This window comes from Nonomuraea sp. NPDC052265, assembly GCF_044547985.1.
Classification (GTDB): Bacteria; Actinomycetota; Actinomycetes; order Streptosporangiales; family Streptosporangiaceae; genus Nonomuraea.
The window spans coordinates 240,955-267,405 of the sequence record NZ_JBIUBJ010000002.1 but is presented as its reverse complement, the minus strand read 5'-3'; the positions used below and the strand labels follow the sequence as shown (position 1 = coordinate 267,405).

The window sequence follows — 26,451 nt, the reverse complement described above, 5'->3', positions numbered from 1 at the left end:
CCGCACCGGCGTCTCGGGCCCCGCTCGGCATCTCCCGGCATTCAGCGGCGTCCGGCGGCTCGGTCGGCCGCCGGCGCCGGTCGCCGGCTAGCGCTCCTTGAGCCGGAGCGCTTCCTTGCGGTTCTCCGCCTGGACGGTCCGCTCCCGCTCCAGCCAGTCCGGATTCTCCGCCTTCAGCGCGTCGATCTCGGCAGTGGTGAGCGGCTCGGTGATCCCGCCCCTGAGCAGACCCGAGATCGAGACCCCGAGCTTCGCGGCGACGACCTGCCGGGGATGCGGCCCGTTACGCCGCAGGTCGGCAAGCCACGCGGGCGGCTTCGCCTGCAGCTCGTTCAGCTCGTCCCTGGAGACGACACCCGCCTGGAACTCCGCGGGCGTGGCCGAGAGAAGGACACCCAGCTTCTTGGCCGCCGTCTCGGGCTTCATCGTCTGGATGCTCTTCGGTTTGGACGAGGTCATGACCCCAAGCCTAGCCAGTCGGAACACCGTCCCGGACATCGATACCCTGAGGACGTGACTGACGAGACCGGCACCGGCTTCCGGCTGGCGTACGTGCCCGGCGTGACCCCCGCCAAGTGGGCCAACGTCTGGGCCGAGAGGCTGCCCGACGTGCCGCTCACCCTGCTCACGGCCCCCGACCCCGAGGCGCTGGGCCTCCTGCGGGGCGGCGGCGCCGACGCCGCGTTCGTCCGGCTCCCGATCGACCGCGAGGGCCTGAGCGCGATCCCCCTCTACATCGAGACCACGGTGGTCGTGGCGCCCAAGGACCACGCCGTGACCGCCGCCGACGAGGTGACCCTCGCCGACCTCGCCGACGAGGAGATCTTCCACCCGCTCGACGACACCATCGAGTGGACGTCCCGGCCCGGGCGGCCGGCCTTCACCCGGCCCGCCACGACGGCCGACGCGATCGAGATGGTGGCCTCCGGCACCGGCCTGCTCCTCGTCCCCCAGTCGCTGGCCCGCCTCCACCACCGCAAAGACCTGACCTACCGCCCGGTGACGGACGCCCCCCAGTCCCAGATCGCCCTGGCCTGGCCCACGGACGCGACCACCGACCTGGTGGAGGACTTCATCGGCATCGTGCGCGGCCGCACGGTGAACAGCTCGCGGGGCCGCACCCCCGCCTCCCCACCGGAGAAGCCGACACCACGCCAGCCCCCCAAACCCACCCAAAACCGCTCCAACCGCCGCGCCGCACCGACGAGCCGCAAGAAGAAGGGAAACCGCCCCCGCTGAGAGCCCGGCCGGGGGGTTGACGCCACGGACAGCGCGGCTAGTTTTTCTTAGGAAGCTTTCCTAAGAGTGCACTGCCTGACGACCCGCTGGAGGTCAGCACATGCGCGCGAGAAAGCACTTGGCCCTCCCCCTCGCCACCGTCCTCACCACCGTCGCCCTCGTCGGCGCCGCCTCTCCCGCACACGCCTCCCCGACCGGCTGCACCACCGGCCGCGACGGCAAGACCGCCTGGGCGTACTGCACCGGCGGTTCCGGCAACTACGCCGTAGTCATCCGCGTCACCCACCCCGACCCCCAGGTCGGCTCGTGGCCCGAGGGCGGCCCCTGCGTCTCCCCCGGCCAGCGGTCGGAGTACACGCCGTACCACAACATCCCGTTCACCGTCACGGGCATCGCCTACTGCTGAAGCACGGACAGCCCTCGCCCGCGAGGAGAGCGAGGGCTGTTCACGCACTGGTCCCACCTACGTGACGATGAGACCGGCGTCGGCGAGAACGGCCAGGAACAACCCTCCGCACAGCAACGCGATGGGCCACACCTTCTGGGTGAGGGCGACCAGGATGCCGGCGAGGAGCGCCAGCAGAGCGAGGATGGTGAGGGCGTCCATATGAGTGTTCCTGCCCGTAGGGGGTGACCTCAGCCGTTCGTGGGGTCAGAGCTCGCCGAGCTTCGGGATGAGCTCGCCGAGAACCCAGAGCGCCAGACCGAGTGCGAGCAGGTTGACGCGCGCTCCGCCGATGTTGAAGGCGGACAGGACGAAGCAGGCCAGGGCGAGGATGAGCAGAACAAGAGTGATCATGCCGGCTTCCACTTCTGTAGCTGGGGTGGTTGCACAGCGCTACCCGTGATCATCCGATGTAGGCATCCGCGTACGGAGACGAGGGCGAAGCCGTCCCCGACGCCCTTCGACGGCGGACCCGCTTCACTCCGGGACGCATCGAACCCGCCGGCAGCGCCCCTGCACCAACTCCACCGCAACGCGACGTCACAGCTCATGGCCGACATGAACGACCCTTCCAACACCGCGACAGGCAGTCCGCCGCCCGTCCCCCTCAGCCCTGGACGGCGAGCTGCAGAAAGTGAATCGCCGTGTTGGCGCGACACCCGATCCGCTCGTACACGGGCTGCCCGGCCTGCGTGGCATGGAGGACCAGCCGCCGGTGCCCGCTCCGCTCGCCGCCCTCGTGAATCGCCTTGCGGGTGACGGCCTCGCCGTACCCCCTGCGCATCTCTCCGGGCAGGGTGGCGACGAGCGCCAGGAAGATCGAAGCCGGACCGGCGACGGTGGCGGCGCAGGTCACCGGCCGTCCCTCGCGGTATCCGAGATAGGCGTGGACGTCGCCGCACCACAGCTCGGAACCGGCCAGAGCGACCCGGCCCGCCTCGGGCGCCATGCCGTAGGCACGTGCGTTGATGTCGCCGTACGCGGCGAGCTGCTCCTCGCTCTCCACCCGCCGGAACTCCAGCTCCGGATGGTACGGCTCAGGCACCAGCAGGTCCCCCGCCATACCCCGCCCGGAGAACGCCACCTCCAGACCGGCCTCGGCGGCGCGCTGGACCAGACTCCCCTTCGCCTGAGCACTCAGCAGATCCTCGAAGACCCACAGATATCCGCTTTCACATTTGGACCTCATGAACGCCGCCACCCGTGCGAGCCGTTCGCTGAGCGCGTCCGCCGAGATATCCGTCCCTGCCAGCGTCACGGTGTTCCAGAACCCGAACGAGCTGTCAGCCCACATATGGACGATCCCGTCATCCGTACTGACCCGACCGCCTCGATCCCGCACCAAGGCGCCCCAGACAGCGACGAGATGATCCCTGGACTCCAGAGCCTCCTCAAGGGAAGACACAGCAAATCCCCTTCCTCAGCCACTGACACCGTTCGATTGGTTAGCGAAACTGTGGGCCGTTTTGTCGGCAATGACCCAAGGATTCGTTTCCTCCACGGACGTCCCATCCGCACACGAGACGAGGCGGCCACTCTCAATGATGACCTTCCCTGCGGTACTCGGCTGTGCTTGTCTTGGGTGGTAACCGGTGGCGCCCCGGCGGAGAAACGGGCAAGTCATCGTCAAGCCGGCGAACAGTAGCTGCTCCCAAGGGTGGTATCTCGAAGAGATGAAGCGCGATGACTCCCGCTCCATCAACGCCATGCGTGCCACGTCCCAGTTCGCCGCCTTGGAACCGATTTGGGCTGGTATCAGCTCCACCATGCAGTTGCGGGCTCTCCTGGTGTTCGGAGCGCTCTTCAACGAACGGGTCTACGTCCATGACACCCAACTCGTCGACAATCCCCGGGTCGTGGGCGACTTCAGCAGGTCGGACCTGCGGGAGAGCAATTTCTACCGGCTGCTCAGGGACCTCATCGCGAGCGGTGTCGTCGCGGTCGGGCTCCGCGGCCACAATTACCTCTTCCAAGAAGACAGACTCGTCCCCTGCGACTCGTTGGCCGAGGTTCTGAACAGCTGGAAGCGGAACAGTCCTGACGGCAAAGGATGGGTCATCTCGCCGGTCTCGGTCGCACGCGACAACATGATCGAGGAACTTGACGGAATCCTCGCCGGCGACGGTTCGGTCGTCGTCCGCTACGACTATGTCAGCACCAAGGACGACTTCATGCGCCAGGTCCGCGAGGCGGCCAACTCGCCGGGCTCGGTGCTGACCGGCCTTCTGTCGGCGCAGCCGATCGAACTGAGAAGACGGTACGACGAGATCCTTTCGAGGCCGCGGTTCTCCCACACACCTATTTTCGCGCTGCTCCACGACTCCGGACTGCCGGTCAGCAGCGAACTGATCCAGATCCACGGCCTTTTCGGCGAGACCGCCCACGCACGTGCGTTCAACGCGAGGATCATGGGATCGGACTGGAATTCCGGGGACGGCACGGGCCTCGCCGAGGCCGTTCTCACGGATGGAAGGCTTGAGCACAGGCAGCCGGATCCTCAGCTCGACATGCGGGAACTCGTCGAGACGGCCTATCGGATGGTCGAGGGTCCGCCGCCTGACCTGCTCGCCATGCTGCGTTTCGAGGAGATCATCGCACTGCGCGAACAGGCCAGAGAGCTGTTCGAGATCCAGTCCTACCTCGAAGTCTCGAACGCCCGCGACGCGGACGACGCGCTGGCCACAGCATTGGCCGACTGCGCCGCCGACTACTGGCAGCGTGTATGCGACCACATCCGGGCGACGCGGCCCCATCTGGCGGTCAGGTCCACGAAGCTCGGCATCTTCCTGCGCAAGAGGATGCCTGGGCTCGCGAAAGTCGCCGAACGGTTCGCGATGACCGGGCTGTCGACGCTCACCGAAGTGGCGGTCAATGCCGTCCCGGTGGTCGGAGGCCTGTTGAGCGAAAATTCCAAACGCAGCATGGTGCGGCACGCCAATATCGAGTTCGTCTTTTTCGCGGACTCCTCCCGCATGCGGGAACTGAAGAGCTTCTGTCCGTACCGAAGCTGGATCTCCTCCGACGCGAGATCGATCACAAGTGGGTGAGCGCAGAACACCTCCCCGGGAGTCCTGATGCCAACAGCACCTTCCCTCTCGCAGTGCGACGGACTCACCTGGGCTCTCAGGCCTGCCAGTGGTGACCGCGTCGGACCGGGGCCGCACGAGCAGGACATCTGGCGCCTCCTGCAGTACTTCGCCGAACCGGGTTCCGCGTTTCTCGACGTCGGCGCTCACGTCGGCCACTACGCCTTACGGATGGCCCGAGCCTTCACCAGGGTCATCGCCGTCGAACCGAACCCGGTCGCGCTCCGCGCCCTGCGCCTCAATCTGCAACTCAACGACATCGAGAACGTCGACATCCACCCTGTGGCCTCGCATGACTCCAGCGCACGACTACGACTTTGGGATCCCTACAACGTCACCGCTGGACCCTGCACGCGTACGTTGGGTGTCGGCGAGGCGGCGACCGTTCCCGCCGACTGCGCCACTTCCGCCCTCCATCACGGCGAGGAGGGGTTCGGCGCGTTCCTCGGTGAGGTGAACGCCCTGCCGATCGACCTCATGACGTCGCGGTCCCGGGAGAGGATCCGGCTCGTCAAGATAGACATCGAGGGTCATGAAGGGAAGGCTCTGGCGGGCGCGAACGAGACGATCGCTCACCATCAGCCGGCGCTCCTGATCGAGATGCACGACTCCATGTACGGCGAACGCATCAGGGAGGAGGTGATCGAGCAGCTCTCGCGGCACGACTACGCCTGGTGCGACTTCTCGCTCTACCAGCGATCGAAGATGACACCGTCAGACATGTGCCCATACATCTACGCCGAGCCCGTCAGCGCGCAGCGGATCGGGGATGTCCTCGACTTCGCCGTCCGAGCGAACGACGGCGCGGCGTCACGCTGGGTGACGACTCCGTGAGACGTTCAGGATCACGAGGCTCATCTTCTCGTGCCGTACCCAGCACAAGGCGTCGAAGTCGCCTATCTCCGCCTTCAGCAACCCTGCTTCCTTGTCGATCGTCCGCAGCAAGCCGGAGTCGAGGTCGGTGGAGAGGTATTCCAGGCAGTTGAGAACGAAGGCGGCGGCCATCGGATCGGAAGCGTGAACGGAACGGATCTGCCGCACCGCCGACGACGCGAGCTGGATCTCGTAGTAGCCCTTCATGACGCGAGCTCACGGCGCAGGTCGCTGAGCCGCGTCGTCCCCATGCCGATGCCGAGCTCCGCGATCAGTCTCAGGCCCAGGAGCCGGTCAGCGGCATCCCGAGCCTCATGGAGCACGTCCACGCCGGCGGCGGCCACCTCGTACGGCACCACAGCGGCCACCAGGCGGCCATCCTGCTCCAGAAGGACGACCTCTCCCGCTGTCGCCTGATCAATGGCCTCCTGGACGGCGGCAGGGGTGGCGGGAATCCGCAACGTCCGATTTCTCATGGGCAGATGGCTCTCCGTTCGCGGACTGCGCAGCCCTTTCACCTTAAAAGCCCTTACCCCCAGGACCCCCACCACAATACTTCGCCGCCGTTACGGAGGAGTAGCTCGTGTGCATGCAGCCCGGAGCCGAACGATGGGCGACGCCGGCGAGCACCAGGCCGAGTTCCGTCAGCGAGTCCTCCATCGCGGCACGCTGGTCCGGGGCGCGGGCGATGTCCAGGGCGCTCTCGCAGATCCCCCCGTACAGCAGTGAGGTGACGGGGTCCAACGGCCGGTCCGGGATGCACCCGGCCTCGATCGCGATGGCCAGCCCGCGCCGCATCTGCTCCTTGCACCCGGCCTGGATGTCTCGCATGGCGGACCAGCCGAGCGCGCCCGGCGCCTCGACCAGCGTGATCTTGCGTACGCCGGGTTCGAGTGACGCCTCCAGCAGGCGCCGGCAGCCCGCCGCCACCCCGTCCCACGGATCAGGCTGGGCCTGGAACGCCTGCCGGACGATCAGCGAGAGCGCCTTCTGGTCGGCGGCGTAGACCTCGCGGAAGATGTGCTCCTTGTTGCTGAAGTGATGGTAGAAGGCGCCACGTGTCACGCCGGCCCTGGCACAGATGTCGTCCACAGAGGTGGCGGAGAAACCGTCGCCGATGAAGAGCTCGCGCGCCGCCGCGACCAGGGCGGACGTGGTCGCCTTGGTGCGCTCCTGCTGGCTCCGTCGCACACTCGTGCTCTCTGCCACCCGCGTGTCCCCCTCACTCCGAACCCGAGTCGCTCTGAACCCGAGGTTAGAAGAACATACGCGGCGAACGTGTTCCCCGGGCCCTCAAGGGCGCCCGTGCAGGCGGAGCAGCGGCAGAACCTGGCCCGCGACCTTCTCCAAGGCCACGTGATGGTCATCGGCGGCCAGCCGGACGATGACATGCCGGGCTCCTGCCCGCATGTAGGAGTTCAGCCATTCCGCGGCCTCCGCGGGCCAGCCGGCGAACATGGCCTGGATCTTCGCCACCGCCTCCAACGGGGCATTGTAGTAACGCTCGACGCTCCTCCTCAGGAGTTCGCGCGCGTGCTCCGGGTCGTCGTCCAGGGACACCGTCGCGTACATGGCGGGGGTGACCGGGCGGGACGCGTCCCGCTGGATGGCCGCCGCCCATGCCCACGATCAGGCGCCCATCGGCGATCCGGTCCAAGGTGGCGAGCTGATGCGCCAGCAGGATCGGGTGGCGGAGCGCGGGCAGCAGCACCGCGGCGCCGAGCGTGAGCCGCCGGGCCTTGACGGCCACGGCGGCCAGCAGGAGCAGGGGATCGACGCGTGGCCGGGTCAGTGGGCTGTCACCGGCCCACAAGGAGTCGAACCCGAGGGACTCGGCGTACTGAGCATGAGCGATCATCAGGGCCGGATCGTCGTCGCCGCGTACGGCCTGATCGCGGGTCGGAAGCAGGTAGCCGATCTTCACTTCGGCCATGTGGCCACCTCTCTTCACGGGTCCCGCCGCGCTGCAGCGGCAGGACGGGAGCTCGGCAACCCGGTCCGACGGCGAACCGCACGTCCGTGCCGACTACCTGTCCTTCAGCAGGAGGTCCGCCAGTTCCTGCGGCGCGGTGACCATGGCGTCATGGCCGGCGTCCAGGACGGTGGCGGCCCAGCCGTGCTCGTCGGCCACCCGCGGGAACGGCATGGGGCCGCCGGGTGTGCAGAGCACCGCTCGGCACGCGATCTCGTCGACGGCTCCGGACAGCCGGGTCGGGTCGGAGAACGTCCGCCGGGGATGGGCCGTCAGCAGGGGCTCCAGCCATGCCACCTGATCCGGTTCCGTCACGCCGACGGCGGCCGCCGATGAGGGCGGGATCATGCCGTTCGCGGTGACCGAGTCGATCCAGTCGAGAAAGAACGCGGGAGCCAGATCGTCCAGCGACTCGCCGTCCCGGCCCGCCCAGGCGTCGACCATGATGATCTCGGAGACGCGTTCCGGCGCACGGTCGGCGGCCTCGCGCACGACCAGACCGGCGTAACTGTGCCCGACGAGCACGACATCCCGCAGATCCTCGTATTTCAGCAGGCCCAGCAGGTCGTCCACGTGCGTCCGCAGGCCGATCGCCGGGCCGGCGAGGTGGGCCCGCTCGCCGAGACCGGTCAGCGTCGGAGTGTGAACCTCATGACCGGCCTCCCTCAACCGCGCGGCCACGTGCCGCCAGCACCAGCCGCCGTGCCAGGCCCCGTGCACCAGTACGTACGCCGTCATCGCGCCACCGCCTTCGCGTTCCGCTCCCGCCAGGCGGCGAACCGCGCCGCGGCGTCGGCGGTGGACAGCCCGAGTTGCTCGCACATCTGGTGGAAGTCGAAGAAGATCCGCTCCTGGGCGATCAACCCGTCCCGCACTCTCCAGTGGCAGGCGAACGGCAGCGCGAACGCTCCGCCCGTGGGCCCGATCCCCACCAGGCTCTCCGTCATGGTGGCCCGGATCGTCCCGGCGCCGGCGACCAGGTCGTCCGCCGCGACGAGGTATTCGAGTTCCACGCCGTAATCGGGAAATGTGCGGAGAGGGGCGGCGGTCTGCCGGGCGACGTCGTCGATGCCGGTCGCGACGGCCTCGAACGCTGTCGTCTCGAAAACGGTGTCCGGGCTGCAGTACCGCAGAGCCGTCCGGACGTCGGCGCGGCTCTTGGCCCGCGCGCAAGCCCGGACCACCTCAACCGGCGCGGCGTGCTGTTCTGACACTGCTCCTCCTCAGTTCATCTCGCCTGCGCGCTCGTGCAACCCAGGGGTCCAGGCCGCCTGCCGGCTGACCAGGACGCCGCCCGGCCGCAGGCACTCCAGCGCTCCGAGCCCGGCCTCGCCGCCGCCTCGGTGAAGCTCGAACCCTCCGGCATCCGGGCGAAGTGGCGGGCCGGAGCGGTGACGTCCTCGGCATAACAACCTGCGGCCCTGGGGAACCACGGCATCCCGAACACCCGATCGCCGGTCCGGAAGCGGGTCGTGCCGTAGCCGGTGCTCACCACTGTCCCCGCGACGTCCCAGCCGTTGATGAACGGCAGATCGAGCACCCGGTTGTACGCCTGCCCCCGGCGCGTGAAGACGTCCACCGGATTGACCCCGGCCGCCATGACCTCGACCAGCACCTCGCCGAACACCGGCGCAGGCTCCTCCACCTCGACCAACGCCATGACCTCGGCCTCTCCCCACGCCGACTGCCGCATCGCCCGCATGACCGCCCTCCCGGGGTGATGAGGACGCCAACAGTACATACATACATCATGTATGTAAATGCGAAGACTTCCCCGAAGAAGAGCAGGCCACACACCGCCATCATGCCGGGACTTACGCCGCTGGACGAGACCGCCGAAACTCAAAAGTTTGCACAGGGTGGGCGGCACTCTCTTCGAACCCGTAACCCTTGCTTATGATGCCCGCCGCGAGAAGGTGGGACCTCGTCCTCGACCGTTGTCACTCGGCGGGAACGGCCTGGCCATACTCCAGATACACGGTCTTACCAAGCTCGCGTGCAGTGACGGCGGCTTTGACGCGACGAGCAAGCCGCTCGATCAACAGCCCGTCCAGTTCCTCGACGGGATGAAACTCGTAGGCGCTCAGCTCGTGGTCCACGAACGTGATCTGCTCGAGCAATTCGTCATCCAAGGTGCCGCCGTCGAACACGAACAGGACCCTGTCGTCCTCCTTCGGAAGAGGCGCCCAATCGACCACGAGGAGGCGACCGATGGCCGGCTGAATGCCCAGTTCCTCTTGCACCTCTCGGACGCACGCCTCGTACGGGGTCTCTCCCGGCTCGACGCCCCCACCGGGAATGTCCATGGACGGCTTGTACGTAGGACGGACGACAAGCACACGACCACTGTCATCAAAGAACAGCGCGCCGGCGGCGGCACGGGCCAGGGCGAACGGCGGAGCCTCCTGATCGTTCACAGCCCCGACCTTACGCCACGAGAACTTCCTTCACACGATGTGCAGTCGGCAGGCAAGAGAGCTGAAACTAGTCTTGCCCTTCCGCCTTCTGATCCACGACATCGTGAGCTGACGGCTCACGTAGCCTGCTCGGGCGCGATGGTCTCGTCCTCCAACAGCGCGGCAATCGCGTCGTCGGTATGGTTCAACAGGCTCGATGCATGCGTCACGACCAAGTCGTGACGAGCGCCACCCGATCGGAAGTGCGCCGGCATCCAAAACCGGCCCGAGTTCCACCGCCACCTGGATCGCCCAGCTCGATTGCCGTCGCCAGCTATGGATGCGGACGTTCGTCGGCTCGAACGCGGTCCAGACAACAGGTCGGTGGTAGGGGCCGTTGGACAGAAGGAACGGCATGACGTGTCGCTCGGCAGCCGTGTCGGCCAGTCGGAGGTGGCCAAGGCGTATCGCCTCCTGCGGGCCGTTCACATGATGGCGGCGGACGATCAGATCATCCCTCGCCATACCTGCCGCATCCGTGGTCCCGGCGAGGAAAAGCCCGCAAAACGGCCAGTCCTCACCGCGGCGAAGGTGTTCGAGCCGGCTGACCTTACACCGACCCGCCCTGGTTCTCCTCACCACCTTCGCCAGCCTGCGTTGGGGCGAGGCGGCGGCCCTCCCGGCGGTGGTCCTGGACCTGAACGCCCGAACCATCAGCGTTCGGCAACGGCATGTGGAACTAGACACCGGCGTACTCCTCGGCGGCCCACCAAGTCCCCCGCGGGTGGCCGCACGATTGCCATCCCGGAAGCGATCATCCCCGTCCCTCAGCGAACATCTGGACGAGTTCACGAGTTCGGAAACCGACGCGCTATCTTCACTGGAGGCACGTGGCGACATCCCGGAACAGTAACTTCCGCCGCGCGACCAAGTGGGACAGACATGGGCAACACGATCGCCCGCCGGCTCGGGCGCAGGCCACGAAGATCTCATGCGGACCGCCCCGATCTACCAGCACAGCACGGCGGAGGCCGACCGCAGGATGGCCGACGCCACGAACGCGAAGATCGAAAAGAGTTCTCATACCGGCTGATGGCACGAAGCCCCGTTTCCGTGATCGGAAACGGGGCTGTTCTACGAGGTGGGCGGTACTGGGTTCGAACCAGTGACCCCTCGCTTGTAAGGCTCGCCGCGAGAGGGTGGGACCTCGGGTGATTCGGGGTCCCGCCTCGGCGAACGTTCCGCCCTGGTCCTCGATCGTCCACGCTCGTCCTGGGCTGTTGTCACTCAGATAGTCACTCAGTGGGGGCGGCCTGGCCGTGCTCCAGATAGACGGTCCTGCCAAGCTCGCGTGCAGTGGCGGCGGCCTTGACGCGACGGGCAAGCCGCTCGATCAACAGCCCGTCCAGTTCCTCGACGGGATGAAACTCGTAGGCGCTCAGCTCGTTGTCCACGAACCTGATCTGCTTGAGCAATTCGCCGTCCAAGGTGCCGCCGTCGAACACGAACAGGACCTTGTCACCCTCCTTGGGGAGAGGCGCCCAATCGACCACGAGGAGGCGACCGATGGCCGGCTGAATGCCCAGCTCCTCTTGCACCTCTCGAACGCACGCCTCGTACGGGGTCTCTCCCGGCTCGACGTACCCGCCCGGGATGTCCATGGAGGGCTTGTACGTAGGACGGACGAGAAGCACACGACCGCTGTCATCGAAGAACAGCGCACCGGCGGCGGCACGGGCCTGGGCGAACGGCGGAGCCTCCTGATCGTTCACAGCCCCGACCTTACGCCACAGGGACTGCCTTCACACGATGTGCAGTCGCCGCGCGAGAGCTGCGAGTTGGAAACTGGGTTTGCTCTTCTGCCTTCTGATCCACGACATCGTGAGCTGGCGGCTGAGGTAGTGATGGCGCACCTGCTCGGGAGCGATGGTCTCGGCCTCCAACAGCGCGGCCATCGCGTCGTCGGTACGGTTCCACAGGCTCAGGGCATGCGCCACTGCCAGGCCATGACGAGCGCGACGTTCGATCGGCAGCCCGCTGGTATCCAGCTTCGGCCCGAGTTCCACAGCCACCTGGATGTCTCCCAGCTCGATTGCCGTGGCCACCTGATGGATACGGACGTTCGTCGGCCCGAACGCGGTCCAGACATGGTTGGCGTCACCGCCGAGCCGCACCGCCGCTTCCTGTGCCTCGGCGAGGAACGCGCGTGTCGTGCTGCGGTCGTCGTCTCGCGCCGCCGCCATCGACCCGGCGAGGTACAGCGTGCCGTACACCGAAAGCAGCTCAGCCGTGGCGTGCGGGAGGTCAGGAGACAGCAGGTCGGCGGCGTCCATCGTGAGCTGCTTGGCTGCCTCGTAGCGGCCGTTGGACAGAAGGGCGTGGGTCACGGAGCGAAGCAATGAGGCCGTCACGAGCTGATCACCGGATTGCCGTGCAAACGACAGTCCCCGCTCGGCGGCGATCCACGCGAGATCAGCCTCACCCACCTTGGTCAGGATGCTGGCAGCGGCGTGGTAGACCTGCCCGAGCACTCCCGATGCGGCCATGCGCGCGTCACCGTTCGCTGCGCGCGCAGCATGATGCGCCTCCCCCAGGAGTCCGGGCAGAGTCCGTATCACGTAGCCGTACCGGGCTCCCTGGTACGCCCGCCACACCTCGGCAAGGGCACGTCGCAGGTCGGCCTGCCCGGAGGGTTCCGCGTTCTCCACGAGCCCGGCCATCGGCGAGAGCTGCCGATAGTCCGTGATCGCGGCGCGCAGTGCTGGGATGGTCTGATCGCCGCTTCCGTCCGTCCACTCGAACAGGTGCGGCTCGGCCAGTAGATCACCGAGGGACACGTCCAATACGCTCGCCAGGGATTTGATGACGGACAGACGATCCAAGGTGATGCGGTCGTTCTCCACCTTGCTCAGCCAATCGGTGGTCCGTCCCACCAGCCCGGCCAATACGTCCTGAGACATCCCACGCCGTCGCCGGTACCAGGCCACGCGCTGGCCGATGGACAGATTGCTGGTCATTCCTCGCATGCACCTCATCCTCATCGGATGCCTACGACGGACCCCTGAATTTCTTTCCGGCCTCACAGCTCGGCCGACACATACCGTCACGCTACGTCACTGCCGTACGTGATGGGAGGTAACTCATGCAACCGCCGAACCGACACCCCACGCCAGAGAAGCACGCCGCCGATGCCCTGGCCGACGCCCTCGCCGCTCACGGCGTATCCGCAGACGTCCATGACGGCTATGGCCTGAGCCTGGTGTCCGTGTGGGTCGGGCTCGTCGTCTGGTGCGACGGCGATTGGTACTGGTGGCGGGCAGGCTGGGACGACCGCCGCAAACGAGTGCTGTACGCCCGCCATCCGGCCATCGAACCGTCGAGAGCCGCGCGCCGGGTTGCCTTCCGCTACGCGGACCTGCAACGACGCCACCCCCTCTCGGAGACGATCCGCAGTCTGCGCCCGGAATCCACGGAAGCGAGCCCGCAGTGAAGGAGATTCTGCGCAGTGGCCTGCTTGCGCTGGTGTCCGTGCGGGTCGGACCGGTCATCTGGTGTCACGGCGGGCGGTACTGGTGGCGATCAGCACGGGACGCGAGACGACAGCGAGTCATCTACGCCTGGCCCCCCTCCACCGGGCCCGCTTGGGCCGCCCACCGAATCGCTCTCCGCTACGCCCGGCTTCGGGAGTCTCAGCCACTCTGTACGCCGGTCGCCGGAGTGCAACCATGCCCATGACCTCGGCAAAGTTGATCGCCGAATATCCGGAGTGGCAGGTTCACGACATGGCCGCAGGGTGGGCGGCCATTCGGAAACAGTCCGTTCCCCGTACAAGCGGGCAGTCCAACGTCCGTTGCGGGGCGACGTTGGAAGAACTGGCTGCGAACCTGCAAGCGGAGACCAGGTTAGGGAAGAAGCAGAGGTCTCTTCACGGGTCGGCCTGAACGGCCCTGCGGCACGCCGGGCACCACCACAGGCAGCAACCCGGGTGAATCGATAGCAACCCGACCGCCCCGTCCTTCGGCCCCGTCCACTCCTACCGCGACGGCCGCGCCTGCCACCCCCGCAAACACGACACCCGATGCGAGCACGGACAGCCGATCGGCTGCCACCTGCGACACCAGCCCCACGACGAACGACTCGGCCAACCCCTGTGCCCTGACTGCTACGACTACACCGGCGCGGTCCTGTGGCAGGCACACGCGGGCGCGCTGTGGCACCGCTTCACCCTCGCCCTGCGGCAAGAACTGGCCACCCAGAGCGGGATGACCCGCCGTGCCTTCGCTCAGCACGTCAAGGTGTCGTTCGCCAAGGTCGTCGAGTACCAGCGACGCGGCCTGATCCACTTCCACGCCATCATCCGCCTCGACGGCCCCGCCGGACCGCACCAGCCGCCACCCCACTGGGCCGACCACCACCTGCTCACCCAGGCCATCCCACCCGACGTACAACAGGTCACCGTCACCACATCACCCAGCGACCTGGGCCGATGGACCCTCACCTGGGGCCAGCAACTCGACATCCGCCCCATCCTGTTCGACCCACGCGCCGACGGTCTCAGCGAACGCGCCGTCGCCTCCTACATCGCCAAGTACGCCACCAAGGGTGCCGAAGCCACCGGCACCGTCGATCACCGCCTGTCCTGCCGGGCCTGCACCGGACGACGCCATGCACCTGCTCAGCCTCAGCCGCAGCGTGATCTACGAACTCCTGCGCTCCGGCCGGCTCCGCTCCGTCACCCAGGGACGGACCCGGCTCATCCCCGCCTCAGCCATAGAGGACTACATCTCCCTGCTCGAACAGGAGGCTCCATGACCGAACGACGCAGCCGAGGAGACGGCGGCCTCCACTGGGACGAGAACCGGCAACGCTGGATCGCCTCAGTCACGGTCGGCTACACCCCGGCGGGCAAGCGCATCGTCAAGAAGGCCAGCGGCAAGACCAAGACCGAAGCCAAGGCCAAGCTCAAAGAGATCATCCGCGACCACGAGGACGGTCTGGCCATCGCGCCGACCAACTACACCGTGGCTGACGCGGTGCGCTACTGGCTGGAACACGGCCTCGGTGCGAGGTCAGAGGCCACGGTGAAGATGTACAACACCTATGCCGCCAAGCACGTGATCCCTGCCCTCGGGGCTCGCAAGCTACGCGATCTCTCAGTGGAGGACGTCGACAAGTGGCTCGCTGGCAAGACCGGCGAACTGGGCGCCCGGTCGCTCAAGCTGATCCACGGCATCCTCAACCGGTCGGTGAAGAGCGCGATGCGCCGTGACAAGGTCAAGCGAAACGTCGTGGATCTCTGCGACATCCCAGAGGGGCGCACTGGACGTCCCTCCAAGGCCCTGACACTGGCCCAAGCTCTCGCCGTCCTCACACAGGCGGAACAGGGCGGCGAGCGCATGCGAGCCTACATCGTTCTCTCCCTGCTGATCGGTGCTCGCACCGAAGAGCTGAGGGCACTTCTCTGGTCGCACGTCGTGGCGTACGACGAGGCCCGTGCATCCTGGCTGCCGGTGACCCAGACCGGCTGGGAGCACGACGACTTCGCGGTCTACGTCTGGCGATCCGTACGGCAGAAGGGCGACACCAAGACCGTCAAGTCTCGGCGATCACTCAAACTCCCCCGGCGTTGCGTGGAGGCGCTACGCCTGCTCAGAGAAGCCCAGGACGTCGCGCAGCAGAAGGCCGGCGACCGGTGGAAGGACACGGACCTCGTGTTCTGCACGCGCACGGGCACTCCCGTCACGGCGCACAACGTACGACGCGACTTCCGGAAGGTCGTGGAGGCGGCAAGACTCACCGGGCGGGAGTGGTCGCCTCGCGAGCTGCGGCACAGCTTCGTGTCCGTGCTGTCAGACTCCGGCGTCCCCATCGAGGACATCTCACGCCTCGTCGGGCACTCCAACACGGTGGTCACCGAGACCGTCTACCGGCATCAGATCCGGCCCGTGATCATGTAGGGAGCTGCGGCGATGGACAAGATCTTCGGGACTTAGTCCCTCACTTAGTCACTCAGACGCCGTTTTCAAGATCAGAGATTGTACGTCTACGCTGGTGGGCGGTACTGGGTTCGAACCAGTGACCCCTCGCTTGTAAGGCGAGTGCTCTACCGCTGAGCTAACCGCCCCTGATCGGCACTAACCTTACGACACCCGAGGGGCCGATCGCACATTCACCGTCCAGCCGGGGCCCAGTTCCGGGTGGCCGGCGGCGCGCCAGCCCAGCAGGGCCGCGCCCAGCATGCCGGCGTCGACGCCCAGCGCGGCCGGGACCAGCGGGGGTGCGTCGCGGAAGGCCAGGCGCTTGCCCAGGCGGGTACGTACGGGGTCGAACAGGGCGGGACCGGCCTCGGCCAGGCCGCCGCCGAGGACGATCACCGAAGGGTCCAGCAGCAGCGTGTACGTGGCCAGGGCGAGCGACAGGGCCTCCACGGCCTCGTCCCACACCTCGATGGCGATGGGGTCGTCGGAGGCGACCACCTGCTCGGCGCGTACGCCCTCGACGCCCGTGCGCTGGCTGTAGCGTCGGCCGACCGAGGCCGCCGAGGCGTAGGTCTCCAGGCAGCCGAACTGGCCACACGCGCACTGCTCGCCGTCGGGGAAGACGGGGGTGTGGCCGATCTCGCCGGCCCAGCCCGAGGAGCCGCCGTACGGGTCGCCGTTGATGATGGAGGCGCCGGCGATACCGGTGCCGATGGGGAGGAAGAGGAAGTCGGAGACGCCTCTTCCGGCGCCGAGGATGCTCTCGGCCAGGCCGCCCGTCCGGACGTCGTGGCCCAGCATGACGGGGATGTCCAGGGTGGTGAAGTTCGAGGCGGGGACGTCGCGCCAGCCCAGGTTCGCCGCATAGAGAGCCGCGTCCTCGGACACCAGCCCAGGGACGGCCAGGCCGACGCCTGCCGGGTCGCTGTCACCGGAGGCGGCCAGGTGGCCGATGAAGTCTGAAATGGCGGACACGACCGCCTCAGGACCCTCCGCGCGAGGGGTGGGGCGCCGCTCGCGCAGCAGCACCTCGCCGGACTCGCTGACCAGGCCGCCCTTCATGGACGTGCCACCGACGTCGAGTGCGACGACGAACGAACTCATAGCGGACACGAAAGGAGACGATAGCGCAGGTCAGCAAATGTCCGAAAAGGCGCTTGAGAATCTCTCAGGCGGGAGGAGCCGGCAAGCCGCACGTCGGGAGAACGACATGACAGTGATCATCCCCGTCCGACGGCAAGGAGGGCAGGGGCGAGGCGCGGACGGTCAGGCCCTGCCCAGCACCCGGTTCAGCGCCGCCTCGACCTCCGCCGACAGCCCCGGCGGAGCCCCCGACCCCACGTACGCCCCCTGCTTCCCGAACCCCTCCGACGCCCGAGCCATCCGGACGGCGCCGCAACCGCGGCACTCGACCTCCCCCAGCCGGCAGATGAGCGCGGTGGACCCGCACGTGGCACAGGAGTCGAGATCGAGGTCGTGCAGCCGTTGACAGTCCGGGCAGATCAGCACCTGGGACTCGTTGCGCACCCCGCGCTGCCACGGGCTGGCGCCACGCACCGGGTCGGTCTGCCGGGCCCCGCATCGGTAGCAGGGCATCGTTCCCTCCGAGGTCAAGAAATGTCGGCGAGTGCCTTGACGTAGTCGGCGACGTCGCGTGCCGAGGAGATCGGACTGATCACCGACCACCGGATCACGCCCTCGCCGTCGATGACGAAGGTCCCCCGACGCGCGAGCCCCTTCGCCTCATCGAACACACCGTACGCCTGGGCGACCTGTCCGTGTGGCCAGAAATCGGAGAGTAGGGCGAATCCGTAACCTTCCCGATCGGACCAGGCACGCAAGGCGAACACGGAGTCGACGGACACGGCGAGCACCCGCGCGTCGAGAGGCTGGTCACGCAGCGCGGTGAGCTCGCCCTCGCAGATCCCGCTGAAGGCAAGCGGATAGAAGACCAGCACGACCTTCTCGCCCCGGAACATGGACAGTCTCACCGGGGCGCCGTGCTGGTCCTGCAGCTCGAAATCCGGAGCCAGTGCGCCGACCTCGGCAGGATGTGCGTTCACAGCGACCATCCTGCCGTATCGGCCGGCCTCGGAGTTTCCTAACGTCGGCCCTTCGGGGCGACGAGCCTGGTCCCGGACCAGTCGGGTGCGGCTGAGATGCTGCTGGTCTGCGAGAGACCCGCGGTAGCGGCATCCTCCCCGATGTCGCTCGGCTCCACGTGGCCATCGCGCCCGGCCTTGGGAGTCAGCAGCCAGATCTGGCCGGCTTCGGCGAGTGCTCGCATGGCGTCGCTGAGGGCGTCGAAGAGGTCCCCGTCGCCGTCGCGCCACCACAGCAGCACCACGTCGACGACGTCGTCACTCTCCTCGTCCAGCAGCTCGTTGCCGGTCAGGTCCTCGATGGAGTCGCGAAGCTCGTCGTCGACGTCCTCGTCCCAACCGATCTCCTGCACCACCTGACCCGGCTTGAGGCCGAGTCGTTCGGCCAGGCCGCGCTCGCCCTGCGCCTGACCCGCGGTCGCGCTCACGTTTATCCCTCCTGCTTGAGTGGCCCCGCTCTATGCGGTTATCGCTTCGGCACAGTCCACACGCTGTGACCCTCAGTCGTCAACGGTCGCCACGGGTACGGCCGTAGTCGGCCAGAATCAACCCGACAAAAACGACAGGCGAACCTGGCGTTGCGTGTTGTCGACATTGAGGTCGACGAGCGCCACGGACTGCCAGGTGCCCAGCGCCATTCTCCCGCCCAGCACGGGGATCGTGGCGTACGGCGGGATCAGCGCGGGCATGACGTGTGACCTGCCGTGACCGCGCGAACCGTGGGCATGACGCCAGCGGTCGTCGGCCGGGAGCAGGTCACGCAGCGCGGCGATCAGATCGTCGTCGCTGCCCGACCCGAGCTCCAGCAGGGCCACGCCCGCGGTCGCGTGCGGTACGAAAACGTGCAACAGGCCGTCTTCTCCCTGCGCGCGCACGAAATCTACGCATTCAGCGGTGATGTCGTGCACAGTCTCACGTGAACCCGTGGCCACGGAGATGATTTCTGATCTCACAGGTAAATCCTACTGAGGCACAACGACGGCATCAGGACCGGGAAAGACCAGCCCGGTGTGGCCGTCGTCGAACCGCACGATGTAGGGAGGCCCGCCTTCCGTGCCGTGGACCTCGATGATGACGCCACCTCGCTCCTTCTCGCCGACGGTATTGCCGTGCATCAGGAGCCGGTCTCCTGCCGTCGCATTCATACCTTCCAGATTGGTACGGCGGACCGCCGAGGAAAAGAGCGGATGCCGCGGACGGCGATTTTTTGCCCGGTCTTCATTCGGGCCGAAAATGATGCCCGAAACGTTACGAGGCACGGGCGGGGCACTTCAGGGTTCGTGGCCGGACGGTGGTCCGGGCGGCGCTCGCGCCTGCCACGGCATCGCTGCCGGTCAGGGCCGTGGTCGTGGGGTCGGGGTCTGCCCTGTCGCTCGATGATTCCGATATGGCCTCATTTCAGCAGCGGGCGCCTGGGAGCGGCCCCGAGGCCCGGGTACCTGGAGTGGCGGAGGAGGGGAACTGCGCGCGGCTCTGGAGCCGTGTGCACGTGAGGGAGGGCGGCCGGAGGGGGGCGGCGGAGAGCCCGGAAGCTGGCGGAGGTGCCGTTCCAGCGGATGCGTGCAGCCGCGCCTCTTGATTCAGTGGATATAGGTCTCGGTTGGGCGAGCACAGAGCGATACGTCGAGGGGCGCCCTCGGAGGAAGGGGCGGCGGGCGCCCAGCCATGGCCAGGCGCCACAGAGCGGGGGCAGCAGCGGGTCCGTGGTGACGACCGACTGCAAGGAGAACGCGCGACGCCCGCCGGGTCCGAGCGGGACGTGCCGCCTCCGGCGACCCGACGAGACGCCGCACGTCTTCAATGCGCCCGACGGGCCGAAGGCGCCGGCGGAGGAACCCCGCCCCCGAATCGTGGTGCGGTGGAGCCTCCGCGCCGCCAGGACGGATATGCGGCTGCCGCAAGGACCTGGGGGGACTGCGGGGCGGAGCTTGGGGCCGGCCAAAGCCGTGGGGACCGACCATAGCCATGGGGCCAGCCGAAGCCTTGGGGGCCAGCCAGAGCCGTGCGGGCCAGCCGGAGCCGTGGGGACCGGCCTGAGCCATGAGGCCGGCCGGAGCCTCGGGCCAGGCCGGAGCCTTGGAGCCGGAGGCTGCCGCACCGGCGGGCTCTTCAGGGGTGGGGCGGCGGCGTCCACTCAACGCACGATCACAGGTCCGCCGGAGCCCGCCGCGGGCTGCGGTGAGCACGGAGAAGCGGTGCGGGTCTGCGCCCTCGCGAACGCACGCCCCGCGGCCTCGTACCGCGAGGTCGGTGGTTAGACTCGCGCGGCGCGCCACCCCGTCCACGTGAGGAGCGCCCGGTTCGGGGGAGGGGTGAGGGCGGAGGCCGACCCACCCGGACAGCCCCCTAGGATTGGGGCGAAATTTCGTCCGTTTTCTAGTCTTGTTAAATTGCTCCACCGATGTCACCTTTGGTGGCGATTCGTCCTACCATCGGTGGTCTAGGCCACCAACATGGCCCTGCCAGCAGGGACGCTCTGGTTACCCGTCAGTAGAGATGCGTTTTCTACGACTAGCGACCAGGATGGAAGGCGACCCAGACCAGACTTCAGTCATTCTCGGAAGGCGAGACCCAGTGGCTTCCGGACGCCAGCGATTCTCGATCATCAGCGACGGCCTACCCAGCCAGCTGCCTGATGTCGACCCCAGTGAGACCAACGAGTGGCTCGAGTCTCTCGACAATGTCGTCAAGACCGAAGGCCGCACCAGAGCCCGCTACCTCATGCTCCGCATGCTGGAACGGGCCCGCGAGCACCAGGTCGGCGTGCCGGGCCTGCGCAGCACCGACTACATCAACACGATCCCGCCGGAGCGCGAGCCCTGGTTCCCGGGCGACGAGCACGTCGAGCGGCGCATCCGCGCCTACATCCGGTGGAACGCGGCGGTCATGGTGTCGCGGGCCAACGCCCGTACGAACGTGGGCGGCCACATCGCCACCTACGCCTCGGCGGCCTCGCTCTACGAGGTGGGCTTCAACCACTTCTTCCGCGGCAAGGACCACGGCGAGTCGGGCGACCAGGTGTTCTTCCAGGGCCACGCCGCGCCTGGCATCTACGCCCGCGCCTTCCTGGAGGGCCGCCTCAACGAGGCGCAGCTCGACGCGTTCCGGCAGGAGTTGTCGCACGGCTTCCGCGGCCTGCCCTCCTACCCGCACCCGCGGCTCATGCCCGACTTCTGGGAGTTCCCGACCGTCTCCATGGGCCTCGGCCCGATCGGCGCGATCTACCAGGCGCGGTTCAACCGCTACCTGCTCAACCGCCAGCTCAAGGACACCTCGCGCAGCCATGTGTGGGCCTTCCTCGGTGACGGCGAGATGGACGAGCCCGAGTCGCTCGGCGCGATCGGCCTGGCCGCCCGCGAGGAGCTGGACAACCTCACGTTCGTCATCAACTGCAACCTGCAGCGGCTCGACGGCCCGGTACGCGGCAACGGCAAGATCATCCAGGAGCTGGAGTCGTACTTCCGCGGCGCCGGCTGGAACGTGATCAAGGTCGTGTGGGGCCGCGACTGGGACCCGCTGCTCGCGGCCGATGTCGACGGCGTGCTGGTCAACCAGATGAACACCACCCCCGACGGCCAGTTCCAGACCTACTCGGTCGAGACCGGCGGCTACATCCGCGACCACTTCTTCGGCGGCGACCCGCGCCTGCGCAAGATGGTCGAGCACCTGTCCGACGACGACATCCGCAAGCTGTCGCGCGGCGGCCACGACTACCGCAAGGTCTACGCGGCCTTCAAGGCGGCCCGCGAGCACGTCGGCCAGCCGACGGCGATCCTCGCCCAGACCATCAAGGGCTGGACGCTGGGCAAGGACTTCGAGGCGCGCAACGCCACCCACCAGATGAAGAAGCTCACCAAGGCCGAGCTGAAGGAGTTCCGCGACCGGCTCTACCTGCCGATCCCGGACTCGGCCCTGGAGGGCGAGCTGCCCCCGTACTTCCACCCGGGCGAGAACGACCCGGAGATCCAGTACATGAAGGAGCGGCGCGCGGCGCTCGGCGGCGTGCTGCCCAAGCGGGTCATGCGCGCCAAGCCGGTCAAGCTGCCCGGCGACGACGTCTACAGCCAGTTCCGCAAGGGCTCGGGCAAGCAGCAGGTCGCCACGACCATGGCGTTCGTGCGCCTGCTGAAGGACCTCATGCGCGACAAGGAGATCGGCCACCGGTTCGTGCCGATCATCCCCGACGAGGCGCGTACGTTCGGTCTGGACGCGATGTTCCCGACGGCCAAGATCTACTCGCCCCACGGGCAGACGTACGAGGCGGTCGACAGGGAGCTGCTGCTGTCGTACAAGGAGGCCGTGCAGGGGCAGATCCTGCACGAGGGCATCAGCGAGTCGGGCTCGATGGCCTCGACCATCGCGGCCGGCACCGCCTACGCCACGCACGGCGAGCACATGATCCCGGTCTACATCTTCTACTCGATGTTCGGCTGGCAGCGCACCGGCGACCAGATGTGGCAGATGGGCGACCAGATGGGCCGCGGCTTCCTGCTCGGCGCCACCGCCGGCCGCACCACGCTCAACGGCGAGGGCCTGCAGCACGAGGACGGCCACACGCCGCTCATCGCCTCGACGAACCCGGCCGCGGTCTCCTACGACCCGTCCTGGGCCTTCGAGGTCGCCCACATCGTCAAGGACGGCCTGCGCCGCATGTACGGCGAGCAGCCCGAAGACGTCTTCTACTACCTGACCGTCTACAACGAGCCGTACCTGCAGCCCGCGCAGCCGGCCGACCTCGACGTGGAGGGCCTGCTCAAGGGCCTGTACAAGTTCGCCGAGGCGCCGCGTACACAGGGTCCGAAGGCCAACATCCTGGTCTCCGGCGTGGCAGGTCCGTGGGCCATGGAGGCCCAGCGGCTGCTGGCCGAGGAGTGGGGCGTGTCGGCCGACGTGTGGTCGGCGACGTCGTGGACCGAGCTGCGGCGCGAGGCGCTGGCGTGCGAGGAGCACAACCTGCTCAACCCCGACGCCGAGCAGCGCGTCCCGTACGTGACGCAGGTGCTCTCGCAGGCCGAGGGCCCGTTCGTGGGCGTCAGCGACTACATGAAGGCGGTCCAGGACCAGATCGCGCAGTGGGTGCCGGGTGACTGGTCCTCGCTGGGCACCGACGGGTTCGGCCTGTCCGACACCCGCTCGGCGCTGCGCCGCCACTTCCACGTGGACGCCGCCTCGATCACGCTGGCCGTGCTCACCCGGCTGGTCAAGCGGGGCGAGCTCGACGGCGAGGTGCTGCGCGAGGCCATCGCCCGCTACCACCTGAAGAACGGCGTCACCGAAGCCGGCGGCGCGGAGAGCAACGACACCCAGTCGATGGGCGTCTGAGTCATCCGGAAGGGGCGCTCCCGCGAAGAGTATTTCGCGGGAGCGCCGTCATGTCCGGGCCCCCGCTCCGTCAGACGGATGAGGCGGCACGTCCAGGAGGGGTACGTGCCGCCTCACCCAGGTTTGACGCGGGGTCCCGTATCGTGGGCACTACTTCCCCCGAAGACACGAAGGGGAATGTTCGTATGCGACGCGTCCTAGCCGCCGCCCTGCTCGTGACGGCCGCGGGCTGCGCGAGTGCACCCGCAGAGCCCGCCACCGACGGCCCGGCCGCCGACACCGACACGATCACCTGGGGGCCGTGCACCGACATCAGACGCCCGGACGGCGAGCCGCCGGCCCGGCAGGACGCCTCGGTGCGCTGCGGAAAGCTCGCGGTGCCCCTCGACTACTCGCGCCCCGACGGTGACAAGCTGGAGCTGGCGCTCATCAAGCTGTCGGTCACCGATCCGAAGAAGCGGCTCGGTTCGATGGTGTTCAACTTCGGCGGGCCGGGCGCCTCCGGCGTGGACACCCTCGACCAGGCGGCCAAGGCGCTCACGTCCCTGCGCGCCCACTACGACCTGGTCAGCTTCGACCCGCGCGGCGTCGAGCGCAGCTCGGGCGTACGCTGCGGCGACAGCGCGCAGATGGACCGGTTCGTCTCGCTGGACACGCTGCCCACCAACGCGCAGACGCACCAGGAGAGCCTGGACGCCAACAAGGAGTTCGCCCGGCTCTGCCAGGAGCACTCAGGCAAGGTCCTCCCCTACGTCGGCACCGTGAACGCCGCCCGCGACATGGACCGCATCCGCGCCGCCGTCGGCGACCCCAAGCTCAACTACGTCGGCATGTCGTACGGCACCCAGCTCGGCGCCGTCTACGCCACCGAGTTCCCCAAGAACGTGGGCCGCATGCTGCTCGACGCGCCGCTCGACCCGACGGTCACCTTCGAGCAGCGCACGCTGACCCAGACCCGCGGCTTCCAGCAGGCGTACGAGAGCTTCCTGCGAAGCTGCGTCAAGGGCGGCTGCGAGGTCGGCAAGGACGTGACCGCCGCCAACGCCAACGTCGAGAACCTGATGACCCAGCTCACCACCAAACCGCTGAAGGTGGACGGCCGGCAGCTCACCCAGGGCCTGGCCTCCACCGGCGTGGCGGCGGCCCTGTACTCGGAGCTGACCTGGCCGTTCCTGGAGAAGGCGCTCGGGGATGCGCTGAAGGGCCACGGCGAGGCGCTGATGTACCTGGCCGACTCCTACACCGGACGCTCGGAGGACGGCACCTACTCCACGCAGATGACCAGCTTCCCGGCCATCACCTGCGTGGACACCGCCGAACGCCCCAGCCAGGAGGAGCTGCGCCGCACCGAGACGGCGGCGCTGAGGATCTCGCCGCTGTTCGGCAGCGAGGGCTCGGGCGGCCTGTGCCGGGTGTGGCCGGTCCAGGGCAGCAACCAGGCGCGGCACGTCAACGCCACCGGATCGGCGCCGATCCTGGTCGTGGGCGGCAAGGGCGACCCGGCCACGCCGTACCAGTGGGCGCCGCGGCTGACGGCCCAGCTCAGGACCGCGCGGCTGGTGACGTACGAGGGCGAGGGGCACGGGGCGTACCTGTCGGGCAGCAAGTGCGTGCAGGGGCTCGTGGACGCGTACCTGGTGGAGGGCAAGCTGCCGAGCAAGGGCGCGACCTGCCCGGCGGCCTAGTGTGTGACGGGTGACCGACAACGACACCTTCATCACCCGGATCGAGGACGAGGCCGCGCGGCTGGCGGCATTGGCGACCGATCTGTCCGTCCCGGTGCCGACGTGCCCGGGATGGACGTTCGCCGAGCTCGTCACGCATGTCGGCCAGACCCATCGCTGGGCGGCGTACGTGCTGCGCAACCAGGTGCGGGAGCGCATCTGGTCGCGGCAGGTGCCCAGCGGGCTGCCCGAGGGCGCGAGCGGCGACGCCGCCTGGCTCATGGAAGGGGCCGCCGACCTGCTGGACGTGCTGCGCGCCACCGACCCGGAGCTCGCGGTGTGGACGTGGGGACCGGACCCGCGGGCCGGGTGGTGGGCGCCCAGGATGCTCTTCGAGCTGGTGATCCACCGGGCCGACGCCGAGCTCGCACTTGGCCTCGACCCGGAGATCCCGGCGGCGACCGCCGTGGACGGCATCGAGGAGTTCCTGCACAACCTGCCGTCGGCGACCTGGGTGACCCGGTCGCTGGCCGAGCTCGGCGCGGAAGGGGCCACGATCCACCTCCACGCGACCGACCTCGACGGCGAGTGGACCATCACGCAGGGCGCCGCCGGTGCGGTCACCTGCGAGCGCGGCCACACCAAGGGCGACGCCGCCGTACGCGGCCCGGCGAGCGAACTGCTCCTCCTGCTCTACGGCCGGCGGCCCCCGCGGTCGCCGGCCGTCTTCGGCGACCACGACCTGCTGACCCGCTGGCTGGCGGCCGCCGCCTTCTGAGACAACCCCCCTGCCGAGGGAAGGGGCCCTGGACGCGCCGCCGCTCGGCGATCGGCGGCGTGTCCAGGGCGGGTGAACCGCCCCCAGGCGGGACGGACCCCGTCGCGCGGCCCCGGTTCGGCGGGGAAGGTGCTTCCCCGGGGGCGCGAGCGCGGGCACGGTCCCGCGAGCTCCGGCGGCGTCGGCCGCCGGGCGGGCTCACCTGCGGTGGAAGATTCCGAACAGGCTCCCCGAGACGTCACGCAGGTAGGCGAAGTCGGTGCCCGCGCCGTCGTCGATCACCTTCATGACCACCTTGCCGCCGAGCGACTCGCTCTTGGCGCACGCGGCCTCGACGTCGGCGACCTGCACGTGGAACACGGCGTGGGCGGGGAAGTCGCCCTTGTTGTTGAACAGCCCGCCGCCGTGACGCTCGCCACCCGGGTAGTCGACCATGCGGTAGTCGAGCGGGCCGTCGTCGTCACGGCTGAACGACCAGCCGAACAGCTCGCCGTAGAAACGCTCGGCGCCTTCGGGGTCGTCGGTCGCGATCTCGAACCAGGTCACCGTGTTGTCCATCGTCATCTCCTCGTCTTTCGAACAAGACAACGATGTAT

General features: G+C 68.1%; 31 protein-coding genes, 1 tRNA gene and 2 pseudogenes. 11 read left to right on the top strand and 23 right to left on the bottom strand.

Annotated features, from left to right (window positions below; genetic code table 11):
• Positions 1–87: 87 nt before the first annotated feature.
• Positions 88–459 (bottom strand): DUF5997 family protein, encoded by a 372-nt coding sequence (locus ACIHAD_RS06315; RefSeq protein WP_397353282.1) that lies wholly within the window; start codon positions 457–459, stop codon positions 88–90.
• A gap of 54 nt (positions 460–513) precedes the next feature.
• Here ACIHAD_RS06315 and ACIHAD_RS06310 point away from each other — a divergent pair, with 54 nt between their 5' ends.
• Both ACIHAD_RS06310 and ACIHAD_RS06305 read left to right on the top strand, forming a co-directional pair.
• The gene (locus ACIHAD_RS06310; protein WP_397353281.1) at positions 514–1,239 is read left to right on the top strand and encodes a LysR family substrate-binding domain-containing protein; all 726 of its coding nucleotides are present in this window, start codon (positions 514–516) and stop codon (positions 1,237–1,239) included.
• A 100-nt stretch (positions 1,240–1,339) separates the two neighbouring features.
• Positions 1,340–1,645 carry a hypothetical protein gene (locus ACIHAD_RS06305; protein WP_397353280.1) on the top strand — a complete coding sequence of 102 codons (306 nt, stop codon included), beginning with the start codon at positions 1,340–1,342 and terminating at the stop codon, positions 1,643–1,645.
• Between the two features lie 57 nt (positions 1,646–1,702).
• Here ACIHAD_RS06305 and ACIHAD_RS06300 read toward each other — a convergent pair whose 3' ends face one another.
• The 3 genes from ACIHAD_RS06300 to ACIHAD_RS06290 form a co-directional block, all read right to left on the bottom strand.
• Positions 1,703–1,846: a hypothetical protein gene (locus tag ACIHAD_RS06300; RefSeq protein WP_397353279.1), complete on the bottom strand. Its 144-nt coding sequence runs from the start codon at positions 1,844–1,846 to the stop codon at positions 1,703–1,705.
• Between the two features lie 45 nt (positions 1,847–1,891).
• On the bottom strand, positions 1,892–2,038 hold the full coding sequence (locus ACIHAD_RS06295) for a hypothetical protein (RefSeq protein ID WP_397353278.1): 147 nt from the start codon (positions 2,036–2,038) through the stop codon (positions 1,892–1,894).
• A 253-nt stretch (positions 2,039–2,291) separates the two neighbouring features.
• Positions 2,292–2,978 carry a GNAT family N-acetyltransferase gene (locus ACIHAD_RS06290; protein WP_397353277.1) on the bottom strand — a complete coding sequence of 229 codons (687 nt, stop codon included), beginning with the start codon at positions 2,976–2,978 and terminating at the stop codon, positions 2,292–2,294.
• Positions 2,979–3,357: 379 nt separating this feature from the next.
• Here ACIHAD_RS06290 and ACIHAD_RS06285 point away from each other — a divergent pair, with 379 nt between their 5' ends.
• Positions 3,358–4,731, top strand: coding sequence for a hypothetical protein (locus ACIHAD_RS06285; protein WP_397353276.1), 1,374 nt, complete (start codon positions 3,358–3,360; stop codon positions 4,729–4,731).
• Positions 4,732–4,758: 27 nt separating this feature from the next.
• A complete protein-coding gene (locus ACIHAD_RS06280; protein ID WP_397353275.1) occupies positions 4,759–5,604 on the top strand; it encodes an FkbM family methyltransferase in 846 nt (281 codons plus the stop codon).
• Here the strand turns inward: ACIHAD_RS06280 and ACIHAD_RS06275 are convergent.
• The 11 genes and pseudogenes from ACIHAD_RS06275 to ACIHAD_RS06225 all read right to left on the bottom strand — a co-directional run bounded on the left by ACIHAD_RS06275 (position 5,581) and on the right by ACIHAD_RS06225 (position 13,028).
• Positions 5,581–5,850, bottom strand: a complete 270-nt coding sequence (locus ACIHAD_RS06275; RefSeq protein WP_397353274.1) for a hypothetical protein — start codon at positions 5,848–5,850, stop codon at positions 5,581–5,583. The two genes, ACIHAD_RS06280 and ACIHAD_RS06275, sit on opposite strands and share 24 nt — an antisense overlap.
• Positions 5,847–6,104: a hypothetical protein gene (locus ACIHAD_RS06270; RefSeq protein WP_397353273.1), complete on the bottom strand. Its 258-nt coding sequence runs from the start codon at positions 6,102–6,104 to the stop codon at positions 5,847–5,849. Before ACIHAD_RS06270 ends, ACIHAD_RS06275 begins: the two co-directional genes overlap by 4 nt.
• A 58-nt stretch (positions 6,105–6,162) precedes the next feature.
• Positions 6,163–6,834, bottom strand: coding sequence for a TetR/AcrR family transcriptional regulator (locus ACIHAD_RS06265; protein ID WP_397353272.1), 672 nt, complete (start codon positions 6,832–6,834; stop codon positions 6,163–6,165).
• A gap of 102 nt (positions 6,835–6,936) precedes the next feature.
• Positions 6,937–7,203 (bottom strand): hypothetical protein, encoded by a 267-nt coding sequence (locus tag ACIHAD_RS06260; RefSeq protein WP_397353886.1) that lies wholly within the window; start codon positions 7,201–7,203, stop codon positions 6,937–6,939.
• A gap of 100 nt (positions 7,204–7,303) precedes the next feature.
• Positions 7,304–7,576, bottom strand: a pseudogene (locus tag ACIHAD_RS06255) (LLM class flavin-dependent oxidoreductase); the annotation flags it as partial.
• A 93-nt stretch (positions 7,577–7,669) separates the two neighbouring features.
• Positions 7,670–8,353 (bottom strand): alpha/beta fold hydrolase, encoded by a 684-nt coding sequence (locus tag ACIHAD_RS06250; protein ID WP_397353271.1) that lies wholly within the window; start codon positions 8,351–8,353, stop codon positions 7,670–7,672.
• Complete coding sequence (locus ACIHAD_RS06245; protein WP_397353270.1) at positions 8,350–8,829, bottom strand: ester cyclase; 480 nt, start codon at positions 8,827–8,829, stop codon at positions 8,350–8,352. The genes ACIHAD_RS06250 and ACIHAD_RS06245 overlap by 4 nt, the downstream gene beginning before the upstream one ends.
• A gap of 14 nt (positions 8,830–8,843) precedes the next feature.
• Complete coding sequence (locus tag ACIHAD_RS06240) at positions 8,844–9,317, bottom strand: zinc-binding alcohol dehydrogenase family protein (protein WP_397353269.1); 474 nt, start codon at positions 9,315–9,317, stop codon at positions 8,844–8,846.
• A gap of 238 nt (positions 9,318–9,555) precedes the next feature.
• On the bottom strand, positions 9,556–10,032 hold the full coding sequence (locus ACIHAD_RS06235; RefSeq protein ID WP_397353268.1) for an NUDIX domain-containing protein: 477 nt from the start codon (positions 10,030–10,032) through the stop codon (positions 9,556–9,558).
• Positions 10,033–11,306: 1,274 nt separating this feature from the next.
• Entirely contained in the window at positions 11,307–11,783 is a 477-nt protein-coding gene (locus ACIHAD_RS06230) for an NUDIX hydrolase (RefSeq protein ID WP_364329088.1), read from the bottom strand.
• Between the two features lie 30 nt (positions 11,784–11,813).
• Complete coding sequence (locus ACIHAD_RS06225; RefSeq protein ID WP_397353267.1) at positions 11,814–13,028, bottom strand: helix-turn-helix domain-containing protein; 1,215 nt, start codon at positions 13,026–13,028, stop codon at positions 11,814–11,816.
• A gap of 125 nt (positions 13,029–13,153) precedes the next feature.
• On the opposite strand from ACIHAD_RS06225, the gene ACIHAD_RS06220 reads away from it, so the two are divergent.
• The 4 genes and pseudogenes from ACIHAD_RS06220 to xerC all read left to right on the top strand — a co-directional run bounded on the left by ACIHAD_RS06220 (position 13,154) and on the right by xerC (position 15,968).
• Positions 13,154–13,501: a hypothetical protein gene (locus ACIHAD_RS06220; protein ID WP_357698467.1), complete on the top strand. Its 348-nt coding sequence runs from the start codon at positions 13,154–13,156 to the stop codon at positions 13,499–13,501.
• A gap of 499 nt (positions 13,502–14,000) precedes the next feature.
• A pseudogene (locus tag ACIHAD_RS06215) lies at positions 14,001–14,657 on the top strand (replication initiator); the annotation flags it as partial.
• 19 nt (positions 14,658–14,676) lie between these two features.
• Positions 14,677–14,823, top strand: a complete 147-nt coding sequence (locus ACIHAD_RS06210) for a helix-turn-helix domain-containing protein (protein WP_397353266.1) — start codon at positions 14,677–14,679, stop codon at positions 14,821–14,823.
• Positions 14,820–15,968, top strand: coding sequence for a tyrosine recombinase XerC (gene xerC, locus ACIHAD_RS06205; protein ID WP_397353265.1), 1,149 nt, complete (start codon positions 14,820–14,822; stop codon positions 15,966–15,968). Before ACIHAD_RS06210 ends, xerC begins: the two co-directional genes overlap by 4 nt.
• Before the next feature lie 92 nt (positions 15,969–16,060).
• Here xerC and ACIHAD_RS06200 read toward each other — a convergent pair.
• The 7 genes from ACIHAD_RS06200 to ACIHAD_RS06170 all read right to left on the bottom strand — a co-directional run bounded on the left by ACIHAD_RS06200 (position 16,061) and on the right by ACIHAD_RS06170 (position 19,350).
• Positions 16,061–16,135 (bottom strand) — tRNA-Val (locus tag ACIHAD_RS06200).
• A 16-nt stretch (positions 16,136–16,151) separates the two neighbouring features.
• On the bottom strand, positions 16,152–17,093 hold the full coding sequence (locus ACIHAD_RS06195; protein ID WP_397353864.1) for an ROK family protein: 942 nt from the start codon (positions 17,091–17,093) through the stop codon (positions 16,152–16,154).
• A 162-nt stretch (positions 17,094–17,255) separates the two neighbouring features.
• Entirely contained in the window at positions 17,256–17,585 is a 330-nt protein-coding gene (locus tag ACIHAD_RS06190) for a hypothetical protein (RefSeq protein ID WP_397353264.1), read from the bottom strand.
• A gap of 14 nt (positions 17,586–17,599) precedes the next feature.
• Positions 17,600–18,061 carry a peroxiredoxin gene (locus ACIHAD_RS06185; RefSeq protein WP_357965566.1) on the bottom strand — a complete coding sequence of 154 codons (462 nt, stop codon included), beginning with the start codon at positions 18,059–18,061 and terminating at the stop codon, positions 17,600–17,602.
• A gap of 29 nt (positions 18,062–18,090) precedes the next feature.
• On the bottom strand, positions 18,091–18,519 hold the full coding sequence (locus ACIHAD_RS06180; RefSeq protein ID WP_352321051.1) for a DUF3052 domain-containing protein: 429 nt from the start codon (positions 18,517–18,519) through the stop codon (positions 18,091–18,093).
• Positions 18,520–18,636: 117 nt separating this feature from the next.
• On the bottom strand, positions 18,637–19,044 hold the full coding sequence (locus ACIHAD_RS06175) for a secondary thiamine-phosphate synthase enzyme YjbQ (protein ID WP_397353263.1): 408 nt from the start codon (positions 19,042–19,044) through the stop codon (positions 18,637–18,639).
• A gap of 9 nt (positions 19,045–19,053) precedes the next feature.
• Positions 19,054–19,350: a DUF1918 domain-containing protein gene (locus ACIHAD_RS06170; protein WP_397353262.1), complete on the bottom strand. Its 297-nt coding sequence runs from the start codon at positions 19,348–19,350 to the stop codon at positions 19,054–19,056.
• A 1,315-nt stretch (positions 19,351–20,665) separates the two neighbouring features.
• Between ACIHAD_RS06170 and aceE the strand changes: the two genes are divergently transcribed.
• From aceE to ACIHAD_RS06155, 3 genes are all read left to right on the top strand, one after another.
• The gene (gene aceE, locus ACIHAD_RS06165; protein WP_397353261.1) at positions 20,666–23,413 is read left to right on the top strand and encodes a pyruvate dehydrogenase (acetyl-transferring), homodimeric type; all 2,748 of its coding nucleotides are present in this window, start codon (positions 20,666–20,668) and stop codon (positions 23,411–23,413) included.
• Between the two features lie 185 nt (positions 23,414–23,598).
• Positions 23,599–25,098 carry an alpha/beta hydrolase gene (locus ACIHAD_RS06160; protein ID WP_397353260.1) on the top strand — a complete coding sequence of 500 codons (1,500 nt, stop codon included), beginning with the start codon at positions 23,599–23,601 and terminating at the stop codon, positions 25,096–25,098.
• 10 nt (positions 25,099–25,108) lie between these two features.
• Entirely contained in the window at positions 25,109–25,855 is a 747-nt protein-coding gene (locus ACIHAD_RS06155) for a maleylpyruvate isomerase family mycothiol-dependent enzyme (protein WP_397353259.1), read from the top strand.
• Positions 25,856–26,053: 198 nt separating this feature from the next.
• Here ACIHAD_RS06155 and ACIHAD_RS06150 read toward each other — a convergent pair whose 3' ends face one another.
• Complete coding sequence (locus ACIHAD_RS06150; RefSeq protein WP_397353258.1) at positions 26,054–26,413, bottom strand: VOC family protein; 360 nt, start codon at positions 26,411–26,413, stop codon at positions 26,054–26,056.
• Positions 26,414–26,451 lie beyond the last annotated feature (38 nt).

Excerpts from the sequence above, each read along its gene's own strand:
- ACIHAD_RS06315 (WP_397353282.1), bottom strand. The coding sequence starts at position 459 with ATGACCTCGTCCAAACCGAAGAGCATCCAGACGATGAAGCCCGAGACG.
- ACIHAD_RS06305 (WP_397353280.1), top strand. The coding sequence starts at position 1,340 with ATGCGCGCGAGAAAGCACTTGGCCCTCCCCCTCGCCACCGTCCTCACC.
- ACIHAD_RS06300 (WP_397353279.1), bottom strand. The coding sequence starts at position 1,846 with ATGGACGCCCTCACCATCCTCGCTCTGCTGGCGCTCCTCGCCGGCATC.
- ACIHAD_RS06295 (WP_397353278.1), bottom strand. The coding sequence starts at position 2,038 with ATGATCACTCTTGTTCTGCTCATCCTCGCCCTGGCCTGCTTCGTCCTG.
- ACIHAD_RS06290 (WP_397353277.1), bottom strand. The coding sequence starts at position 2,978 with ATGTGGGCTGACAGCTCGTTCGGGTTCTGGAACACCGTGACGCTGGCA.
- ACIHAD_RS06285 (WP_397353276.1), top strand. The coding sequence starts at position 3,358 with ATGAAGCGCGATGACTCCCGCTCCATCAACGCCATGCGTGCCACGTCC.
- ACIHAD_RS06280 (WP_397353275.1), top strand. The coding sequence starts at position 4,759 with ATGCCAACAGCACCTTCCCTCTCGCAGTGCGACGGACTCACCTGGGCT.
- ACIHAD_RS06275 (WP_397353274.1), bottom strand. The coding sequence starts at position 5,850 with ATGAAGGGCTACTACGAGATCCAGCTCGCGTCGTCGGCGGTGCGGCAG.
- ACIHAD_RS06250 (WP_397353271.1), bottom strand. The coding sequence starts at position 8,353 with ATGACGGCGTACGTACTGGTGCACGGGGCCTGGCACGGCGGCTGGTGC.
- ACIHAD_RS06240 (WP_397353269.1), bottom strand. The coding sequence starts at position 9,317 with ATGCGGGCGATGCGGCAGTCGGCGTGGGGAGAGGCCGAGGTCATGGCG.
- ACIHAD_RS06225 (WP_397353267.1), bottom strand. The coding sequence starts at position 13,028 with ATGACCAGCAATCTGTCCATCGGCCAGCGCGTGGCCTGGTACCGGCGA.
- ACIHAD_RS06220 (WP_357698467.1), top strand. The coding sequence starts at position 13,154 with ATGCAACCGCCGAACCGACACCCCACGCCAGAGAAGCACGCCGCCGAT.
- ACIHAD_RS06210 (WP_397353266.1), top strand. The coding sequence starts at position 14,677 with ATGCACCTGCTCAGCCTCAGCCGCAGCGTGATCTACGAACTCCTGCGC.
- xerC (WP_397353265.1), top strand. The coding sequence starts at position 14,820 with ATGACCGAACGACGCAGCCGAGGAGACGGCGGCCTCCACTGGGACGAG.
- ACIHAD_RS06195 (WP_397353864.1), bottom strand. The coding sequence starts at position 17,093 with ATGAGTTCGTTCGTCGTCGCACTCGACGTCGGTGGCACGTCCATGAAG.
- ACIHAD_RS06190 (WP_397353264.1), bottom strand. The coding sequence starts at position 17,585 with ATGCCCTGCTACCGATGCGGGGCCCGGCAGACCGACCCGGTGCGTGGC.
- ACIHAD_RS06185 (WP_357965566.1), bottom strand. The coding sequence starts at position 18,061 with ATGGTCGCTGTGAACGCACATCCTGCCGAGGTCGGCGCACTGGCTCCG.
- ACIHAD_RS06160 (WP_397353260.1), top strand. The coding sequence starts at position 23,599 with ATGCGACGCGTCCTAGCCGCCGCCCTGCTCGTGACGGCCGCGGGCTGC.
- ACIHAD_RS06150 (WP_397353258.1), bottom strand. The coding sequence starts at position 26,413 with ATGGACAACACGGTGACCTGGTTCGAGATCGCGACCGACGACCCCGAA.